The following is a 17,560-nucleotide window of genomic DNA, read 5'->3' on the forward strand; positions in this document are numbered from 1 at the left end:
GGTATTTTTCTGGGGGGAAGGGAACCCCTTTGGCTCGCGCGCAAAGAGGTTCCCTTCCCCCCAGTCCCCCCATCCTTCCCCAAACGCGCTTTACCGAGGAGGATGACGGGTGGTGGCAGCGTGTTGGCCGTCACTTCGTGCAAGAGGTCTCCCGCTGGTGGCGCTTTTAGAGCATTTTCAGTTTGAAACGCTTCGCGTTCCCAACCATACGGCTTGTCGTTTCGCGAAAAAAAACGCGGTTTTTCCGCTTGGGCCGGGCGGCGCTATGCCGCCGCCTCGCGTTATGCCTTTTGCAAAGGCAAAACGTTCTATGGGACAAGAGTCTCATCGCTGTACAGCATCCGGTCAATGTAGAGTTTTTGCTCTACCGTGGGCGTGGTGGCGGTACAGTTCGTTGCGTCAAAAAAGATGCCGGTGGCAGCTGTCCCTTCCATAAGGAAGCGTTCTCGCAGAAAAAGCGAAAGGGATCTTTTTATTTGGCCCTCGCAGACCAGAAAGCTGCCCAATCCCGCGCCGGGCTGCCCGTCCGCGTCCATATCCACGCCATGCCGGAAGCAACGCATGGCCGTTCCCTTGTACTGTTCCCTGTTTACGGAAATGTCCACGACGAAAAAGGGCGGGGCGTCGCCGCAGGCCCACATGGGATTGTAGAAGTACGCGACGCCGGGCGGAGAAATGGCCTGTCCATCGGCCCATGTCAGAAGTAGACCTGCCGCGAGAAGGGCAAAGAGCACGCTGCCCCAGAGGATTTTTTTCATGCCTGAACGGGAGAGGGGGCTGCCGGCTCATCGCCCGGCGTGGGCGGGCTCGTCGTTGCGGAGGCCGGATAAAGCGACAGCGCCACCCGTCGTGTGCCGCGGATGCCCAGGATCGCGCATATCAGGTTGAAGGGGACGGAGAGCAGGACGATCAGCCAGCCGAGCCCGGCGCCTTCGAGTGCGCCGTCCAGCAGCAGTTTCTCCAGCCAGCTGTTGGGAAAATAGCCCGTCAGCATGTCGTGCAGATGCCAGAGCATACCGCCCAGCGGCGAGGCGAGCAGGGGCGCGGCCAAAACGATCCAGATGGCCAGCGACGGCCGCCGGGCGATGCACGGGGTAAAGGCGGCAGCCAGCAGGGCGTAGATCAGGCAGACAAGCGCGATATAGTGATTGGGATATTCCCAATGGTAGCAGAACATGCGCGGCAGGATGCCAAAGATGAACCCGCCGAACGTCAGCAGGGCCATCAGATGATAGATGAGGCTGGCAATGCCGAAGGAGCAGCCGAAGAAGATGAAAAAGGCAAGCAGGCGTTTTTTCATGGGCTGTTTTCCTGAGTCGATGCGGGCGTGTCTCCTGTGCTGGATGGCGCGACAGGGCGCTCCGCTCGTTGGGCCGAAAGAGAGAAGAGGTGTCCCGCCAGACGCCGCGTGCCCGACAGCGCCATCATGTAGGCGCAGCAGGACAGGGGGAGGAACAGGAGAGCAAAGATCCCGCCATACACCAGCCCGTTGCCCGCGGCCTGAAATGTACGCCACAACGGCATGGCGGGAGAGTGACCGTATCCTCCTAACCAATCTTGCCACGCAAAAAGTATCCCTGCAAGAAGAGAGGAGAAGAGGAACGTTCCCGCCACGACCAGATGGGCCAGCGCCGGACGGCGGGGGATGTGCGGCCCCACGGCGGCAGCCAGCAGGGCATACGTCAGGGAGGCGGCAAGGCTGTCGGCAATGAGCCAGAGCGTAAGCCAGGCCCGGAGCTCGATCAGGTGGAAGAAGAGCAGGAGACAGAGCGCCGCCACATGCACGGCGTGGAGAAAAAAACACTGGACCATAGTGCCCCGTGTGGACATGTTCGCCTCCGGCACGCAAGGCGCGCGCAGTGCGGGCTGATCAGGTGACGGATGTGCTTTCATGGGGTGCCGTCAGCGAGGGGGCCTGCTTCCCCCTCGCCAACGGCAAAAGTCCTATCCCTGCACCGCTGCGCCCGCCATGCGCTCACCTCGTTTCAGGGCCGTGAGCTGGGATTGCAGTTCCGAAATTTTTTTCTGCAGTTCCTGTGCGGAAGCTTCTTTCTGGACATCGGGCAAGTCGGAAGCCATGACTTCCTCAAGCTCCTTGGTGAGGTCCTTTATCTGCCGTTCCAGCTTGGCGGTCTGGTTGCTGCTGTCATCGCTGGAATCTTCACCGTTTCCGGATACGGCGTTTGCCTGACCGGAAGATGCTTCCCCTGTCTGGTCAGAGGCGGCAAAAAGTCCCGTGCCCCGGTACTCGTTGAAACGGCTGCGATACTGTTCCGTTGCGCTGACCGGTTTGTCCCCGGTAGTGGCGTCCCCCTCCGTTTCGTCCAGCTTATCCGTACCGTAGGCTCCGCAAAAGGCGGCGAGACGGCTTTGCCGGGCAAGCTCAAGAGCTTCTGGGGACAGGCTGACGGTATCGCCATCCATCTGTGTGTTTTTTTCCTGCTGGCGGCGTTTTTCGGAAGCCGTCGAAAACTGTGTCGCGGACAGTGATTCCACGGGGAAAATTGTGCCGATTTCCATAGCTCGTTACCTCCAGCAAAAAAAAAGCAAAGATGATGCCAGGCAAGCAGAGCCGTGCGGGGCGAGCGTTTTTTTTTCGGGCGGACGGCAGGCATAAAAAAGGCTCCCGCCGGAGCGGGAGCCGTATGAGGCAGTTGGAGGAAACGGGTCGGCTTAGTACATGCCGCCCATGCCGCCCATGCCGTCCATGCCGCCGGGCATGGCGGGGACGTCCTTCTTGGGTTCGGGCTTTTCGCTGATGGCGCACTCGGTGGTGAGCAGCAGGGAAGCCACGGAAGCGGCGTTCTGCAGGGCGGTGCGGGTCACCTTCTTGGGGTCGATGACGCCGGCCTTGAGCAGGTCTTCATATTCGCCGGTAGCGGCGTTGAAGCCGAAGCCGTCCTTGCCCTGACGCACCTTTTCCACGATGATGGAACCTTCGAAACCGGCGTTGTGGGCGATCTGGCGCAGCGGGGCTTCGATGGCGCGGCGGATGATGTTCACACCGGCCAGTTCGTCGTCGTCAGCGGGCTTGATGGAGTCGAGTACCTTGGACACGCGGATGAGGGCCGTGCCGCCGCCGGGGACGATGCCTTCTTCCACGGCAGCGCGGGTGGCGTTCAGGGCGTCTTCCACGCGGTCCTTCTTTTCCTTCATTTCCACTTCGGTGGCGGCGCCCACATGGACGACGGCCACGCCGCCCACCAGCTTGGCAAGGCGTTCCTGCAGCTTTTCACGGTCATAGTCGGAAGTGGCTTCTTCCACCTGAGCGCGGATCTGCTTCACGCGAGCGGTGATCTCTTCCTTCTTGCCGGCGCCGTCCACGATGGTGGTATTTTCCTTGTCGATGACCACGCGCTTGGCGGTACCGAGGTCGGTGAGGGCCATGTTTTCCAGCTTGGTGCCGGTGTCGTCGGAAGCCACCTGACCGCCGGTGAGGATGGCGATATCCTGCAGCATGGCCTTGCGGCGGTCACCAAAGCCCGGAGCCTTCACGGCCACCACCTGCAGGGCGCCGCGCAGCTTGTTCACCACGAGGGTGGCAAGGGCTTCGCCTTCCACGTCTTCGGCCAGGATGAGCAGCGGACGGTTGACCTTGGCCACCTGTTCCAGCACGGGCAGCATGTCCTTCATGCTGGAGATCTTCTTTTCGGAGCAGAGGATGTAGGGGTTGTCCAGCTCGCACTGCATCTTTTCGGCGTTGGTCACGAAGTAGGGGGAGAGGTAGCCGCGGTCGAAACGCATACCTTCCACCACGTCCATGGTGGTTTCGAGGCCCTTGGCCTCTTCCACGGTGATCACGCCTTCCTTGCCCACCTTGGCCATGGCTTCAGCGATGATGTTGCCGATGGTGGCGTCGGAGTTGGCGGAAATGGTGCCGATCTGGGCGATTTCCTTCTGGTCGCGGGTGGGCTTGGCCAGATTGGCCAGTTCAGCGATGAGGGCTTCCACAGCCTTGTCCACGCCGCGCTTGATGGCCATGGGGTTGCGGCCGGCGGCCACGAGCTTCACGCCTTCATGATAGATGGCCTGAGCCAGGATGGTGGCGGTGGTGGTGCCGTCGCCGGCGGCGTCGGAAGTCTTGGAGGCCACTTCCTTCACCAGCTGGGCGCCCATGTTCTCGAACTTGTCGTCCAGCTCGATTTCCTTGGCCACGGTCACGCCATCCTTGGTGATGACGGGAGCGCCGTAGGACTTTTCGATGGCCACGTTACGACCCTTGGGGCCGAGGGTCACCTTCACGGCGTTGGCGAGCTTGTCCACGCCACGGGCCAGTTTTTCGCGAGCTTTGACGTCGAAGAGAACTTCTTTAGCAGCCATGATATTTTCTCCTTAAAGGGATAATGCGATATGTGGGGAAATTAGTTGAGGATGGCAAGGATGTCGTCTTCACGCATCACGAGGTGTTCCACGCCGTCCAGCTTCACTTCGGTGCCGGCATACTTGTTGAACAGCACGATGTCGCCAGCCTTGACGGACATTTCGATGCGGTTGCCGTTTTCCACCTTGCCGGGACCCACAGCGATCACTTCACCCTTGGAGGGCTTTTCCTTGGCGGTATCGGGAATGAAAAGACCGCCGGCGGTCTTTTCTTCGGATTCAACGCGCTTGACCAGCACACGGTCATGGAGAGGTTTCAGGTTCATGGTATTTCCTCCAAAAGAATTTTTTATCTCGGTGCAGCGTGGCGCTGCGGGATTGTCGAGCGGGAGGCAGGTGATGCGACCGATCTTCCCCGCGTCGGCATAGTAAATAAGGCAGCTTGTCGGATTGAAAAGGGGCAGAAGGCAATTTTTTTTGACTTTTTTTTCTGCTTAAAAAAATAACAAAAGAAATCAGTTGGTTGTTCAAAATTTTTCTATGTACTTCCCTGGTTTCTGAGCGCCGCGCGAGAGCGCAGCGGCAGCGGACGGCCAAACAGGGCCTGAAAAACGTCTCCCACCTCGGGCAGGCGGTGGCTGAGGATCATCAGGAGGGACGCACGGTCGGTACGCAGACGGCTCAGGCAGCGGCTCACCGTATCTTCAAGGGTATACGTTCGTCCGCCATCCCGGAACAGGGGAGAATGCAGCTCCGGAGCGAGATGGAGGGCGGCCTGTACGCCCCGGTGCACAGGAAAATGATCGTCGTCATGCAGAAAGCCGTCAGGCAGCGGGCAGTCCTCAGCCGCAAGGTCCAGACGTGCGGCCAGCTCCCGCAGAAGATAGCGGAAAAGGGCAGGGGAGGGATGATTGTGCGTATGCATGAGCAGGGTCTGCTGAAAGTGTCCCGCGAACCAGGCGGATACGGGAACGAGATCGTCATGCAGTTCACGCAGTCTGCGCTCGCGCCGGAGCATCTCCTCAAGGGAATCCGTAGCCTTTCGCAAAAAGAATTCCCGGGGCCGTCGGAGGAAGTCCGCCACGGTCTGCTGCGCGCGCGAGATGTCCAGTCCCGCCACCAGACAGGACACGCTGGCGGCGCAGTGGTATTCTCCCATATTGGTATGGGCGTAGGTGATGTGCGGCGCATAGCCGGAAAAATAGACATAGGGCACGATGATGACCCGCTTGCCGTGCCGTCGCGCATATTCCAGCACGCATTCCGTGCGGGCTTCGTAAAAATGTTCCGCCTGCACGGGCTGGACGCACAGGATGTCCGCCGTCTCGCAGTTGACGAGAAAGTGGCGGTACTGCTCTTGCGTCAGGGTATCCACGCGCAGGATGCGGTCGGACACATACTGATCGGTCCAACTGGGCAGATGGGAAAGCAGATTGGCGAGATGGACGAGTTGGCAGGTTCCGAAAAAAGCGATGCGGCTTTGCATGGGCAGGCACAGGGCAGAGGGTTGTCTGTTCTTTCCGGGAATGTCCGCTCGTGCCATCGGGCCGGGCAGTCCCCGGACAACATCATACCGGCGGTCGACTTGCGGCTACTGTGCCCGCCCGGCGGCGGAAAGGCAAGCGCGTCCGCGCGGAGTCCATGCGGCAAACGGGGAGAAATATCGGCTTGACAGAGCGAAAGATACGAGGCATAGGCAAGGCGTCGTCACATTATGGCGGCGAAAAAGGAGTTGTTCATGTCGTCCGAGAGTACTGGCCCTGCCCCTGCCCTTCCATTTCAGCGTTGACGACGCTCCTGCCGGTCTCCCCGCAGGCGTGTCGTTCTGCGGAGGAGATATGCGCGTTTTCTTCTTCCTTTCCCTGCGGAGACTTTCCGCCCTTATGACGGGCTTTTTGCCGAAAGCCTTGCCCTGCGTCCTGCTCGACGGACGGCGGACGCCTCAGCGTTTCTTTCCTCTTCAGCCGCCGTCGTGCGGCCTTCCTGCTTAGGTTCCCCCTCTTTTCTAAAAGGCTGCCTTGTTTCGTGCGGCGTGTTTGCTGCGCGAAACGCTCCGGTCTTTCGTGGGAGTATGCGGAGCGTTTTGCCTTTGAAAAAGGTAAAACGCGAGGAGGCGGCACAGCGCCGCCCGGCCCAAAGTGAGCGGAAAGACCGCGTTTTTTCCGCGAAACGACAGGCCGTATGGTTTGAGATGTGAAGCGTCTCAAACTGAAAATGCCCTAATGTCCTGCTCCCTGCCGTCTGCTTGCTTTCAGGCTGCCTGTCTGAGCGCAGATATTTTTCGGAAAGCGGTCCGCGCCGTTTCCGGTGTTCCCCCTGTTTGCGGACAATGGGATACTTCCGGGGCGCCATCCATATGATACAGTAATTCAAGGAGAATTTTTTATGGACAGTCACAGTTGCACAGGAATGTCGTTCGGGCCTGTTTGTCTGTTTTTCCTGAAAGACAAGGAGCAACACCATGTTCTGTCGCTGGAAATGCCCGCACCGCCGGGCAAGTGTTCGTGATCGCGCCATATGGGCGCATACCGCCGTACTCGTCCGGCGAAGTCGCGTTTCCCTTTTGTCTGTTGTGATGCCCGCATGGCGGGCCGTGTGCGGCAGTACCTTGCCGTCCTTCTCTTCAATGCCTGACAAAAAGGAGACGTGTCATGTATCGTGAACTGCTTTGCGCCACGCTTGTGGACTGCCTTGCCCATCCCCGTACCGCCGATCTGGCGACCGTCCTGCGTTCCGTCCATCCTTCCGATCTGGCTGAGGCCCTGCAAGCTCTGCAGGTCGAGCAGGTCGGACAGATCTTTGCCGAAATGGAAGAGCAGGAACGCGCGGAAGTTTTTGTCTACTTTTCTCCGGAATGGCAGAATGCGCTCCTGCCTCTCCTGCCGCGGGATATGGCGGTCCGACTTTTTGAAAGTATGGCCGCCGACGAGCGGGCGGATCTGTACCGCCATCTGGATGAGGATGCCCGCCAGAAGCTTTTGCCCGCTCTTGCCCGGGTCGAGCGGGAGGATATCCTGCGGCTGGCCGCCTACGCCGAGGGCACCACCGGCTCGGTGACCACGTCGGACTATGTGGCCGTGACGCCGCAAATGCATGTTGCCGAGGCGCTGGCCCATGTCCGGGCGACGGCGCCGGACAAGGAGACCATTTATATATTGTATGCGCTGGATGCGGAAGGCCGCCTCTGCGGTACGGTTTCTCTGCGGGAGCTGCTGCTGGCCGATGACCGGCAGACCATCGGTGACATCATGCGCCGGCATCCCGTATCCGTTCGGGCGGACAGTCCCCGCGAAGAGGCGGCAGAGCGCATCCGGCGATATGACCTGCTGGCGCTGCCGGTCATCAATGGCGGCGACAGGATGATCGGCATCATCACCGTGGACGACGCCATGGACATAGAAAAGGAGCTGGACGCCGGTCAGCTGGCCCGCTTCGGCGGTACCGCCTCCGATGACGGCACGGATCTGGACATCCTGGCCACGCCCCTGCGCACCATGTTCCGCGTCAGGGTGTTCTGGCTTCTCCTTCTGACGCTGTTAGGCGTGGTGACGAGCAGTTTTGTGGCGGCACAGGAGGAGATGCTCTCGCGTGCCATCGTGTTGGCCGCCTTCATTGCGCCCATTGTCGATATGGGCGGCAATGCGGGCAGTCAGTCAGCCACGCTGGTCATCCGTGCCATGGCGCTGGGGGATGTCGCCCTGCGCTGGCAGGATGTGTGGCGCGTGCTGCGGCGGGAGCTGCCCGTGGCGGCGTCCCTCGGCGTTGTGGTGGCTCTGCTGGAAGCGGTCATGGCCTTCTTTTCCAAGGGGATCGGCGGCGATGTCCTGCTGGTGGTGGGGCTGAGTATGCTGGTTTGCACCGCGCTGGGGGGCGTGGTGGGGGCGCTGCTGCCTTTCATGGCCCGGCGTCTCGGAACGGACCCGGCCACGTTGTCCTCTCCGCTGATCACGTCGGTGATGGATCTGGCGGGCGTGTTCGTCTACTTCTCCCTGGCTTACCTCTTTCTGGGGCATATGCTGGGGTAGAGCAGAGCGGCTGGAACGTGGGACGGACGGGAGCTTTCGACGCCCGCGGCGTTGAATGACGTCCTTGCCTCCTGCGGGAGAACCATAGAGCACGGGAGAGATGCTTCCTCTCCCGTGCTCTATGGCTAACGCCGCCCGTGCGGCGTCGTACCTTCAGGGAAGTTTTTCTAGATGCTGATCTGTGCGCCCAGCAGCTTGACGAAAGCGGCGATCCAGGCCGGATGCGCGGGCCAGGCCGGCGCGGTGACCAGATGACCGGACACCACGGCATTGGAGGCCGTTTCATTGCTGTCGGCCCAGGTGGCGCCCGCATCGACCACATCAGGCTTGACGGCGGCGTAGCAGGTGCACGTCTTGCCCTTGAGCACGCCGGCGGACACGAGGATCTGCGGGCCGTGGCAGATGGCGGCAATGGGCTTTTTGGCGGCGTCGAATTCGCGCACGATGTCCAGCACGCGGGCATTGAGGCGCAGATATTCGGGGGCGCGGCCGCCAGGGACCACGAGGCCGACGTAATCGGCAACGTTCACCTTGTCGAAATCGTAGTTGATGGCAAAATTGTGGCCGCGCTTTTCGGAATAGGTCTGGTCGCCCTCAAAGTCATGGATGGCGGTCTTCACCACATCGCCGGCCTTCTTGCCGGGGCAGACGGCGTGCACTTCATAGCCCAGCATGAGCAGCATCTGAAAGGGCACCATCACTTCGTAATCTTCCACAAAATCGCCGGCCAGCAAAAGGATTTTTTTGCTCATTGTTCAAGCTCCTGAAAAAAGATCCAAAGGGGCTTTTCCGCTTTGGGAGGCCCGCCTGAACGCTCCGTACCGGGAAACGGGACGGATTGCGACTTGCCTTGCCCCTTCTCGTGGTTATATAAGCATCAACATGGCGGCCGCAAGGCCGGAAAGAGAAATTTTTCCCGAGAGGCGCTATCCTATGCCCATGTTTGATTTTTACTGTCCCCAGTGCAAGACCACGTTTGAAGAACTGGTGTTTGGCGACGAGGTGCCGCCCTGTCCGCACTGCGGTGCGGAACGGACCGAGCGGCAGGTGAGTGCCCCCAGTCCGCTCAAGACCGGGGCTTTCCCCTTCAAGGTCGGGCCGGTACATCCTCTGGCCTCCAAAATGGGCAAGGGGCTTGCGGGCTGCGGCGGAGCCTGCGGGACGGGGAGCTGTCCGTCGGCACAGGGCGGGAACTCCTGATCATCGGCCGCAAGGGGGAGCTCCACATGCAAGGGCCGGGTTACCGGGGGAGGTCCCGTTCCGGGCCGCATGATTGCAAACGCTTCGGGCATGGCCTATGCTGACGCGGGCCATCAGGTGACCGCTCCGGATGCTGTCCTTTCAGGCGACGAAGCCTCTTTTTCTTTGGGAGCACATACATGGTATTCAGCATGACCGGTTTTGGCCGCTGCCTTGTGGAAAATGGCGGCGTGACCCAGCAGTGGGAGGTCAAGAGTGTCAACAGTCGCCATCTTGATCTGAAATGGCGTCTGCCCGCCTGCGCCCGCAGTCTGGAGCCCCGGCTGGAAAAGGTGGTTAGGCGGCACGCTTCGCGCGGACGGGTGGACATCAGTCTGCAACTGCAGTTTGCTCCGGATTGTCTGCCGCCGCTGAATTTCGACATGGCGGCGGCCTCGTCCATGCTCGACAGCCTGCAGGCCCTTGCCCAGCGGCGGGGCGACGTGTACCGGCCCGACTATAATGCTCTGCTGGCTCTGGCTCCGCTGTGGGGCGACAGTGGCGACGATACGGACGAAGAGCTGGTCGATCAGCTGGAAAGCGGTCTGGAGCTGGCCCTGCAGGACTGGAACGAGGCCCGCAGCAAGGAGGGACATGCCCTCGCTGTGGACATGCAGTCCCGCATCCTGCGCATGGAGGAGTGGACGGGACGCATCATGGAGCGTGCGCCGCAGATCAAGGAAGAGCGGGCGGCCCAGATGCGGGAACGCATCGGTGAGGCTCTGGCGGCCCATGCTCTGGAGCTGGAGGAAGGGCGCTTCCTGCAGGAAGTGACCGTGCTTGCCGACCGTCTGGATGTGAGCGAAGAACTTACCCGCCTGCAGACCCATCTGGAGCGTTTGCATGAACTGCTGGATGACGGCAAGGATGCGGGGCGGCGGCTGGACTTTACCCTTCAGGAATGTTTCCGGGAGATCAATACCTGCGGCAACAAGCTGCCTGATGTGCAGCTTTCGCGCATGGTGGTGGATTTCAAGAACGAGCTGGAGAAATGCCGGGAACAGGTGCAGAATCTGGAATAGGGCATGGCCAGAGAAAAACTGATCAACATAGGCTTCGGCAATTTTGTGCTGGCCGGGCGCGTGGTGAGCATCGTCAATCCCGCCTCTTCGCCCATGCGCCGCTTGCGGGAAGATGCCCGTGCCGAAGGGCGGCTGGTGGATGCGACACAGGGACGCCGCACGCGTTCCATCATCGTGACGGACTCCAACCACATCATCCTTTCGTCCATCCAGCCGGAAACCATCAGCCAGCGTTTTGCGCAGGAAGGGAATGAATCATGAAGCGACACGGTATCGCGCTGGTCATCAGCGCGCCTTCCGGCGCGGGCAAGACAACGCTCATCAGCCGTCTGCGGGAGGAATTCCCCCATTTCGGCTACTCCGTCTCCTGCACGACGCGCACGCCGCGCGCTGGAGAATGCGACGGGAAGGATTATCATTTTTGGACGCGCGCCCGTTTTGAGGATCAGCGTGCGGCAGGGTATTTTGCCGAATGGGCCGAGGTGCACGGCAATCTGTATGGGACGCCGCTCGAGCCGCTGCGTCGGATGCTCGAGCAGGGCCAGGACGTGCTGTTCGATATCGATGTGCAGGGAGCTCGCCAGCTGAAGGAAAGCCTGCGGGAGGCGGTATTCCTCTTTATCCTGCCGCCCAGCTTGTCGGAGCTGGAAAAGCGCCTGCACGGCCGCGGTCTGGACAGCGAGGAGACCATTGCCCGCCGTCTGCGCAATGCCTGTACGGAGCTGCGCGAAGCGCCGTGGTATGATTATCTGATCGTCAATGACGATGTGGATGCGGCCTATGCCCGGTTACGCGCCGCCTATGTCGCCGCGACCCTGCGGCCTCTCTGCCGCCCGGAGCTTGTGCGGGCGCTGGAGCAGGGACGGCTGGAGGAAGAGCGCTAGCAAGGGAGGAACGCATGGCCGAACTGGTGGTTGCCCTGGATTTTCCCGATACCGACAGCGCGCTTGCGCTTGCGCGGCAGCTGCGTGGCGTTGTGCCGTGGTGCAAGGTGGGCATGGAGCTCTTTTGTCTTGCCGGGCCTGCGGTGTTGACGCGGTTGCGGGAGATGGGCTTTCATGTTTTTCTGGATCTGAAATTCTACGATATCCCGAACACGGTGGCCCAGGCTGTCAGAGCCGCGGCGCAGAGCGGGGCGGAATTGCTGACCATCCATACCCAGGGCGGGGAGCGCATGTGCCGTGAGGCCGTGGCTGCCGCCGCCGCCTGCGAGCGGCCGCCGCTGGTCTTCGGCGTTACGGTGCTGACGAGCTTCGGGCCGGGGCAGATGCCGGGCATCACGAAGCCTCCGGCGGATTTTGCTGGCGAGCTTGCCGGTATGGCCGACAGTTGGCAGCTGGACGGCATCGTCTGTTCCGGGCAGGAGGCGGCCGCCGTCAAGGGGCGGCATCCGCGGCTGCGCTGTCTGTGTCCGGGCATTCGTCCGGCGTCCGCCAGCGCGGACGACCAATGCCGCATCATGACGCCTGCCGCCGCTGTGGCGGCTGGTGCGGACTATCTTGTGGTGGGCCGGCCCATTACCCGAGCGGCTGATCCGCTGGCGGCCGCCCACGCCATCCTCGACGAAATGCATACCTGCTAGACGGAGTTTCCATGTCCCAACCCACAGCTCCCCAGACCGGCGCCCCGCGTCCGCAGCAGCAGCCGGAAGTACGCGGCGTCTTTTCCACGCAGGAGATCCGCAAGGTCGGTACCGGCACCACCACCCGCAAGACCGTGCAGAAAACGTTCTGGTTCGTGGAGCAGCACGGCAGCGAGATCGAGTGCCAGCCGCTCAACACCAACTATGTCCCCAGCGGTCCCAAGCGCAAGATCAGCATGGAGGACCTGATCAACAAATTTTCGCCGGAGCCGGAATTCTACATGAATTCCGTGTATCCCAAGATGCAGGAACTCCAGTATTCCGTCCGTCAGGGGGACAGATACCGGGAAAGCGGCGAGACCTTTGCGGCGGAATACGAGTATTCCCGCGCCCTCAAGGTGGACGAGGACAATGTGCGGGCCAATTTCGGCATCGGCCTCACCTACCTTGAGCGCGGCGACGCCAGCAAGGCGCAGGACATCTTCGAACGTCTCGTCAAGCTGGATGCGGCCTTTGAACCGCAGCACAAACATCTTTTCAACGAGTTCGGCATCAATCTGCGCAAGAACAAGATGCTTGCCGAATCCCGTGAATACTACGCCCGCGCCCTGCAGCTCTCGCCCAAGGACGAGAACCTGAACATGAACATGGCGCGCGTGCTGCTGGAATCCAAGGATATGGACGGCTGCGTGGACTACCTGCTGGAAGCCCTGCGCCTTGCGCCGCGCCATGAGCAGTCGCTGAAGTTCATGAGCTGGCTCATCCAGAAGAATCTGATCCCGTCCGGCAAGATGGAGGACGTCAAGCAGGCCATCGCCGCGTCCAAGGCTGCCGCTCCGGCGCCTGCCGCCTCGCCTGCCGCGAATGAGGGTGTGGCTGCCGTCACGCCGGCAGGCGCGCAGGAGGATGATCCGCTGATCGAGGATGCGCCGGTAGCCGCACCGGTCGCTCCGGCATCCGCGCCCGCTGCGCCGTCCGCATCGCCGGATCCTTTCGTTGATACGACGGCATGAAGAATTGGCTTTATCGTCAGCCGCCCGAAACTCCGTGCCCGGACTGGGCCGAAGCGCTGTCCATCTCGCCCCTGCTGCTGGACGTGCTCTGGCGGCGCGGCTTCACCTGTCGTGAAAGCATCGATGCCTTCCTTTCGTCGCGTCTGCAGCAGCTGACGCCGCCGCAGGACTGGCCGCAGTTGCCCGCCGCCGCCGCGCTCCTGAGCGATGCGCTGCTGGCGGGGAAGAAGTTGGCCGTCTGGGGGGATTACGATGTGGACGGTATCACGTCCACCGCGCTGGTGCTGGATGTGCTGGAGCATCATGGCGTGGAGGCCGTCAGTCATATCCCCGACCGGCGCAGCGAGGGCTACGGGCTCAATACGGCGGGCATCGAAGCCCTTGCCGCCGCAGGCTGCGGGGTGCTGTTGACCGTGGATTGCGGCATTTCCGATGTGGAGCCCATTGCCCGCGCCCGTGAACTGGGCATGACGGTCATCATCTCCGACCATCATCTGCCGCCTGACGAGCTGCCGGCCGCTCATGCCATCTGCAATCCGCGTCTCATGGAGGAGAGCACCTGCCCCTGTCCGCATCTGGCGGGCGTAGGGGTGGCCTTTTTCCTCATGGCGGCGGTCAATGCCCGGCTGGCCGCGCAGACAGGCAGGCGTTTCCGCATGGATGACGTGCTGGATCTGGTGGCGCTGGGCACCCTTGCCGATGTCATGCGCCTTACCGGACAGAACCGCATCCTTGTGCGGGGCGGATTACAGCGCCTGGCCATGACCACTCGGCCGGGCATGGCGGCGCTCAAGGTCGTCAGCAAATTTGACGCCGCGGCCCACCTCAGTGCCGGGCAGGTGGTATTCCGGCTGGCGCCGCGCATCAACGCCGCAGGGCGCATGGGGCACGGGCGCGTGGCGCTCGAGCTGCTGCGCAGCAGGGATCATCTGGAAGCAGCGGCGCTGGCGCGCGAACTGGACGCCCTCAACAGCGAACGACAGCAGGAAGAAGAGCGCATGGTGCAGGAGGCCCGGCAGCAGGCGCTGGAACTGCTGGCCGTGCGGCCCCGCCCCGGACTTGTCCTCTACGGACGGGACTGGCATCCGGGCATCGTGGGCATCGTGGCCTCCAAGATCGTGGAGGAGTTCTACCGGCCCACTATCATCCTTTGTGAGGATCAGGGGGCCGTCAAGGGCTCCGGGCGCTCCATCCGGGAATTCGACCTCTATGAAGGCCTTGGTCAGGCATCGACCCACCTGCTGCGCTTCGGCGGGCACAAGCTGGCAGCGGGCGTGCGTCTGGAGCTGGAGCATCTCGAAGACTTCCGCCGGGACTTTGAACAGGCGGCGGAAAAGGTGCTCGGGCCGGAGCCGCTCATCCCCAGCCTCCTGCTGGAACGCGAACTGGATTTCGCCACTGCCGGGGACCTCTGTTTCCTCAAGGAGCTGGAACTGCTCCAGCCCTTCGGTCCCGGCAATGCGGAGCCTGTGTTCGCCTCGCCGGAACTGGTCATCAAGGAACGTCGCCCTCTGGGCACGAATCGGGAACATGCCCTCCTCAAGGTTCAAGATACCCTTTCAGGGGTGACGCTGACGGCCAAGGCCTGGCGAATGGGAGAGCAATTCCCGCCCTCCTGCGTGGGGAGCCGTGTGCGTCTGGCCTATACCCCGCGCATAGATACCTATAACGGCATAGCCTCGGTGGATATCTCCATCAAGGATTGGAAGCCCGTCGCCTGAGGTTCCCCACCTCTCTGCTTTTTTGTGGGGGTCCCCCCTTCCCCCAAACGATCAGCGAATAGCGTCAGGCGTCTCGACTGGCTCCACCAGCAGACCGGAGGCATCAAGCCCTGTCGGACGGACAGGCACAAGTCCCGATAGCGGCATGGCGGGAACTGGGGCTACCAGACGGCAGGGCACATAGAATTCATTGACCCCTCGAATGCCCGTCGTCCTTCTTTGTTTTTCCTGGCCATCCGCCACATCCGCCGCCAGCAGCATGGCGGGCAGGGCGAGCTGTGCCCGACGAAACGCCTCCTGCTGTCGGGCCACGGCGTCCCGTACCCGGCGGGCGCGTTCCTGTTTTTCCTGCGGTGCGATGTGCCCGGCGAAGCCTGCCGCCGCCGTACCGGGACGGGAGGAGTAGGGGAAGACGTGTGCGTAGGAAAAGGGCGTGGCCGCCACGAAATCCAGCAGGCAGTCCACATCCGCTTCCGTCTCGCCCGGAAAGCCGAGGATGATGTCGGCTCCCAGCCCCATGACGGGCCAGTGGACGGAAAGGGCCTGCACGGCCTGCTGCAGGGCTTCGGCCCGGTAATGTCCGCGTCCCATGCGCCGCAGCACCTGATGTGAGGCATGTTGCAGGGAAATATGGAGATGCGGACAGACGAGACGGCAGGAAAGCAGGCTGTCCACTCCGCGACTATCGAGCTGTCCCGGTTCCAGCGAACTGATCCGGAGCCTCGCCTTTCCGGCAAATTCCGGCGCTAGTTGCTGGTCAAGCCAGACCAGCAGAGACCAGAAATCCCCGAATTCGGGCTTGTCGCGGCCGTACTGGCGCAGGTTGATGCCGGAGATCATGATCTCCGCATGTCCGGCCCGCAAGAGACGGCGGGCCTCTGCCAGTATGGCCTGCGGCTCGCGGCTGCGGCAACGGCCGCGTGTCAGCGGTACGATGCAGTAGGTACAGCGATGTTCGCAGCCGTCCTGCACCTTGAGCACGGGGCGGGCACGACGGAAGCCGTCAATGGCAAAGGGCGGGAATCCCTGAACACTGCTTGTCGTCATGTCCTGCGGGGCCTGCTGTCCGTCTGTCGCAAGAGACGGCAACAAGGCATCCAGCAGCCGCGCCTTGTCTGCCTGCGGGATGATGAGGTCCGCCGTAGGCTGGGGCTGCTGCGCACCACGTCGGCGTACCGGCGCAAGGACGCCGGGCAGCTGGGCGGCGCAGCCTGTCAGGACGAGCCGTGCCTGCGGGGCGATACGCCGCAGCCGCAGCAAAGCCGCGCGCGCGTCCCGTTCTCCCTTGGCCGTGATGGCGCAGCTGTTGACGCAGACGATGTCCGCCAAGGCCGGGTCGTCGCATTCCTCGCCGCCCTGACGCTGCCAGGCTTCGCGAAGGGCCTGGCTTTCGTATTGATTGACCTTGCAACCGAAGGTCAGCAGATGAAATTTCCATGTGCTCATGCCGTGTTTGTAGGCAAAGGCCGGACGCTTGACAAGCTGCCGCAGCCGGATAGGTTGAAGAAATGTGCCGTTATCTTCATACCGTCCTGTTTCTGCTGCTGTTGCTGGCTACGGCTTCCGCCAGTCCTATGGCTGAGGAGCTTTCTCGGTCTGCGCCCCCCCTTCCCGCAGAGTGTGCGGGCACAGATGCCGTTTTTCCACAGGGGGAGCTGCTGACGGACTGGCAGTGCCTGCGGCGATCCTATCCGCAGCTGCATTGCCTGCGGGCGGATACGGAAGGGCGTCTCTGGCTGGAGCTGGCTGACGGCAGGCGTGTGCTCTATGACGGAGGGCAGCCTTTTGCCGCCGGGCAGTGGGATGTGGACGTGCGGGCCAGCATGGCCCAGCCCTATCCTCTGGACCCGCAGCGCCCATCCACGCCATCGGGCGTTTCGCCGGGGCGCTGGCGTTCTTATGCGCTGCTCAGGACGCTGTATGGCAGCTCGGCGGCGGCCATCCGGCCCCGCCTCAGGACGGGGATGTTTTTTGGACAGGCTGTACGGATGGAAGCACAGGCTCTGGCCGCCCTGCAACGGGTGGAGGCGCGCCTTGCCCCGATCGTGGCCAGCCAACCGCAGTTGCGGAGCTACCTCAAAAGCGCCGGGGGCTTTCATTGGCGCGGCATCGCCGGGGAAAACGGCCGTCTCAGCCCGCATTCCTTCGGTATCGCCATCGATCTCAGCCCGCGCAAGGCCCCGTACTGGCGCTGGAGCCGCGTGTTTCCGCATCCCCTGCAAGCTTCCTACCCTGAAGCCATCGTGACGGCCTTTGAGGCCGAGGGTTTTGTCTGGGGCGGCAAATGGCATGAATACGACATCATGCACTTTGAATACCGCCCGGAGATCCTCTGCAAGGCCCGCACGACCTCGCAGGTTCCCGATGTCGGGGGAGAGGCTCTCTCCCCTGACGTGTCCGTGCATTAAACGATTTATTTGGGGGGAAGGGGAACCCCTCGCTCTGCTGTCGATGCCTGTAAGGCCTTACGGCCTAACAGGCACGGCCCTGCGGGCCGCCTTTCGGTCGCGCTCTGCTGTCGATGCCCGTAAGGCTCCTGCGTCGCTCCAATAGTTTTAATGAAAGGGTCATGACTAGCAGAGAGGATTCTCTCTGAGCATCTTGAGGAGGAGTTTGTAGATATCCTCATGACGGTGAT

18 protein-coding genes are annotated in these 17,560 nt (G+C 62.0%); 9 read left to right on the forward strand and 9 right to left on the reverse strand.

Features of this window, described 5'->3' with window-relative positions:
- Positions 1 to 308: 308 nt before the first annotated feature.
- The 7 genes from Q0K00_RS04775 to Q0K00_RS04805 form a co-directional block, all read right to left on the reverse strand.
- A complete protein-coding gene (locus Q0K00_RS04775) occupies positions 309 to 758 on the reverse strand; it encodes a hypothetical protein (protein WP_297227718.1) in 450 nt (149 codons plus the stop codon).
- Positions 755 to 1,300 (reverse strand): hypothetical protein, encoded by a 546-nt coding sequence (locus Q0K00_RS04780; protein WP_297227720.1) that lies wholly within the window; start codon positions 1,298 to 1,300, stop codon positions 755 to 757. The genes Q0K00_RS04775 and Q0K00_RS04780 overlap by 4 nt, the downstream gene beginning before the upstream one ends.
- Entirely contained in the window at positions 1,297 to 1,830 is a 534-nt protein-coding gene (locus Q0K00_RS04785) for a hypothetical protein (RefSeq protein WP_297227722.1), read from the reverse strand. The genes Q0K00_RS04780 and Q0K00_RS04785 overlap by 4 nt, the downstream gene beginning before the upstream one ends.
- 114 nt (positions 1,831 to 1,944) lie before the next feature.
- Positions 1,945 to 2,424, reverse strand: a complete 480-nt coding sequence (locus Q0K00_RS04790; protein WP_297227724.1) for a FlxA-like family protein — start codon at positions 2,422 to 2,424, stop codon at positions 1,945 to 1,947.
- 249 nt (positions 2,425 to 2,673) lie between these two features.
- A complete protein-coding gene (groL, locus tag Q0K00_RS04795) occupies positions 2,674 to 4,320 on the reverse strand; it encodes a chaperonin GroEL (RefSeq protein ID WP_297227726.1) in 1,647 nt (548 codons plus the stop codon).
- A 41-nt stretch (positions 4,321 to 4,361) separates the two neighbouring features.
- Positions 4,362 to 4,646 carry a co-chaperone GroES gene (gene groES / locus Q0K00_RS04800; RefSeq protein WP_296304646.1) on the reverse strand — a complete coding sequence of 95 codons (285 nt, stop codon included), beginning with the start codon at positions 4,644 to 4,646 and terminating at the stop codon, positions 4,362 to 4,364.
- 212 nt (positions 4,647 to 4,858) lie between these two features.
- The gene (locus Q0K00_RS04805; RefSeq protein ID WP_297227729.1) at positions 4,859 to 5,806 is read right to left on the reverse strand and encodes a WcbI family polysaccharide biosynthesis putative acetyltransferase; all 948 of its coding nucleotides are present in this window, start codon (positions 5,804 to 5,806) and stop codon (positions 4,859 to 4,861) included.
- Positions 5,807 to 6,971: 1,165 nt separating this feature from the next.
- On the opposite strand from Q0K00_RS04805, the gene mgtE reads away from it, so the two are divergent.
- Entirely contained in the window at positions 6,972 to 8,345 is a 1,374-nt protein-coding gene (mgtE, locus tag Q0K00_RS04810; protein WP_297227731.1) for a magnesium transporter, read from the forward strand.
- 167 nt (positions 8,346 to 8,512) lie between these two features.
- On the opposite strand, the gene Q0K00_RS04815 is transcribed toward mgtE, so the two are convergent.
- Complete coding sequence (locus Q0K00_RS04815) at positions 8,513 to 9,097, reverse strand: DJ-1/PfpI family protein (protein ID WP_297227733.1); 585 nt, start codon at positions 9,095 to 9,097, stop codon at positions 8,513 to 8,515.
- 181 nt (positions 9,098 to 9,278) lie between these two features.
- On the opposite strand from Q0K00_RS04815, the gene Q0K00_RS04820 reads away from it, so the two are divergent.
- The 7 genes from Q0K00_RS04820 to recJ all read left to right on the forward strand — a co-directional run bounded on the left by Q0K00_RS04820 (position 9,279) and on the right by recJ (position 14,922).
- Positions 9,279 to 9,545, forward strand: a complete 267-nt coding sequence (locus tag Q0K00_RS04820; RefSeq protein ID WP_297227735.1) for a zinc ribbon domain-containing protein — start codon at positions 9,279 to 9,281, stop codon at positions 9,543 to 9,545.
- A gap of 179 nt (positions 9,546 to 9,724) precedes the next feature.
- Entirely contained in the window at positions 9,725 to 10,606 is an 882-nt protein-coding gene (locus Q0K00_RS04825) for a YicC/YloC family endoribonuclease (protein WP_297227737.1), read from the forward strand.
- A 3-nt stretch (positions 10,607 to 10,609) separates the two neighbouring features.
- Complete coding sequence (locus tag Q0K00_RS04830; protein WP_297227739.1) at positions 10,610 to 10,867, forward strand: DUF370 domain-containing protein; 258 nt, start codon at positions 10,610 to 10,612, stop codon at positions 10,865 to 10,867.
- Entirely contained in the window at positions 10,864 to 11,490 is a 627-nt protein-coding gene (gmk, locus tag Q0K00_RS04835) for a guanylate kinase (RefSeq protein ID WP_297227741.1), read from the forward strand. The genes Q0K00_RS04830 and gmk overlap by 4 nt, the downstream gene beginning before the upstream one ends.
- Positions 11,491 to 11,504: 14 nt before the next feature.
- On the forward strand, positions 11,505 to 12,188 hold the full coding sequence (gene pyrF, locus Q0K00_RS04840; RefSeq protein WP_297227743.1) for an orotidine-5'-phosphate decarboxylase: 684 nt from the start codon (positions 11,505 to 11,507) through the stop codon (positions 12,186 to 12,188).
- A gap of 11 nt (positions 12,189 to 12,199) precedes the next feature.
- A complete protein-coding gene (locus tag Q0K00_RS04845) occupies positions 12,200 to 13,201 on the forward strand; it encodes a tetratricopeptide repeat protein (protein ID WP_297227745.1) in 1,002 nt (333 codons plus the stop codon).
- Positions 13,198 to 14,922 carry a single-stranded-DNA-specific exonuclease RecJ gene (recJ, locus tag Q0K00_RS04850; protein WP_297227746.1) on the forward strand — a complete coding sequence of 575 codons (1,725 nt, stop codon included), beginning with the start codon at positions 13,198 to 13,200 and terminating at the stop codon, positions 14,920 to 14,922. The genes Q0K00_RS04845 and recJ overlap by 4 nt, the downstream gene beginning before the upstream one ends.
- A 51-nt stretch (positions 14,923 to 14,973) precedes the next feature.
- Here recJ and Q0K00_RS04855 read toward each other — a convergent pair whose 3' ends face one another.
- A complete protein-coding gene (locus tag Q0K00_RS04855; protein ID WP_297227747.1) occupies positions 14,974 to 16,368 on the reverse strand; it encodes a MiaB/RimO family radical SAM methylthiotransferase in 1,395 nt (464 codons plus the stop codon).
- A gap of 62 nt (positions 16,369 to 16,430) precedes the next feature.
- Here Q0K00_RS04855 and Q0K00_RS04860 point away from each other — a divergent pair, with 62 nt between their 5' ends.
- Complete coding sequence (locus tag Q0K00_RS04860) at positions 16,431 to 17,330, forward strand: M15 family metallopeptidase (RefSeq protein ID WP_297227748.1); 900 nt, start codon at positions 16,431 to 16,433, stop codon at positions 17,328 to 17,330.
- Positions 17,331 to 17,560: the final 230 nt, after the last annotated feature.

It is taken from the genome of uncultured Desulfovibrio sp. (assembly GCF_944327235.1).
Lineage (GTDB): Bacteria > Desulfobacterota > Desulfovibrionia > Desulfovibrionales > Desulfovibrionaceae > Desulfovibrio.

Coding starts and splice junctions, on each gene's coding strand:
- Q0K00_RS04775 (WP_297227718.1), bottom strand. CDS start 758: ATGAAAAAAATCCTCTGGGGCAGCGTGCTCTTTGCCCTTCTCGCGGCA.
- Q0K00_RS04780 (WP_297227720.1), bottom strand. CDS start 1,300: ATGAAAAAACGCCTGCTTGCCTTTTTCATCTTCTTCGGCTGCTCCTTC.
- Q0K00_RS04785 (WP_297227722.1), bottom strand. CDS start 1,830: ATGTCCACACGGGGCACTATGGTCCAGTGTTTTTTTCTCCACGCCGTG.
- Q0K00_RS04790 (WP_297227724.1), bottom strand. CDS start 2,424: ATGGATGGCGATACCGTCAGCCTGTCCCCAGAAGCTCTTGAGCTTGCC.
- groL (WP_297227726.1), bottom strand. CDS start 4,320: ATGGCTGCTAAAGAAGTTCTCTTCGACGTCAAAGCTCGCGAAAAACTG.
- groES (WP_296304646.1), bottom strand. CDS start 4,646: ATGAACCTGAAACCTCTCCATGACCGTGTGCTGGTCAAGCGCGTTGAA.
- Q0K00_RS04805 (WP_297227729.1), bottom strand. CDS start 5,806: ATGCAAAGCCGCATCGCTTTTTTCGGAACCTGCCAACTCGTCCATCTC.
- mgtE (WP_297227731.1), top strand. CDS start 6,972: ATGTATCGTGAACTGCTTTGCGCCACGCTTGTGGACTGCCTTGCCCAT.
- Q0K00_RS04815 (WP_297227733.1), bottom strand. CDS start 9,097: ATGAGCAAAAAAATCCTTTTGCTGGCCGGCGATTTTGTGGAAGATTAC.
- Q0K00_RS04820 (WP_297227735.1), top strand. CDS start 9,279: ATGCCCATGTTTGATTTTTACTGTCCCCAGTGCAAGACCACGTTTGAA.
- Q0K00_RS04825 (WP_297227737.1), top strand. CDS start 9,725: ATGGTATTCAGCATGACCGGTTTTGGCCGCTGCCTTGTGGAAAATGGC.
- Q0K00_RS04830 (WP_297227739.1), top strand. CDS start 10,610: ATGGCCAGAGAAAAACTGATCAACATAGGCTTCGGCAATTTTGTGCTG.
- gmk (WP_297227741.1), top strand. CDS start 10,864: ATGAAGCGACACGGTATCGCGCTGGTCATCAGCGCGCCTTCCGGCGCG.
- pyrF (WP_297227743.1), top strand. CDS start 11,505: ATGGCCGAACTGGTGGTTGCCCTGGATTTTCCCGATACCGACAGCGCG.
- Q0K00_RS04845 (WP_297227745.1), top strand. CDS start 12,200: ATGTCCCAACCCACAGCTCCCCAGACCGGCGCCCCGCGTCCGCAGCAG.
- recJ (WP_297227746.1), top strand. CDS start 13,198: ATGAAGAATTGGCTTTATCGTCAGCCGCCCGAAACTCCGTGCCCGGAC.
- Q0K00_RS04855 (WP_297227747.1), bottom strand. CDS start 16,368: ATGAGCACATGGAAATTTCATCTGCTGACCTTCGGTTGCAAGGTCAAT.
- Q0K00_RS04860 (WP_297227748.1), top strand. CDS start 16,431: ATGTGCCGTTATCTTCATACCGTCCTGTTTCTGCTGCTGTTGCTGGCT.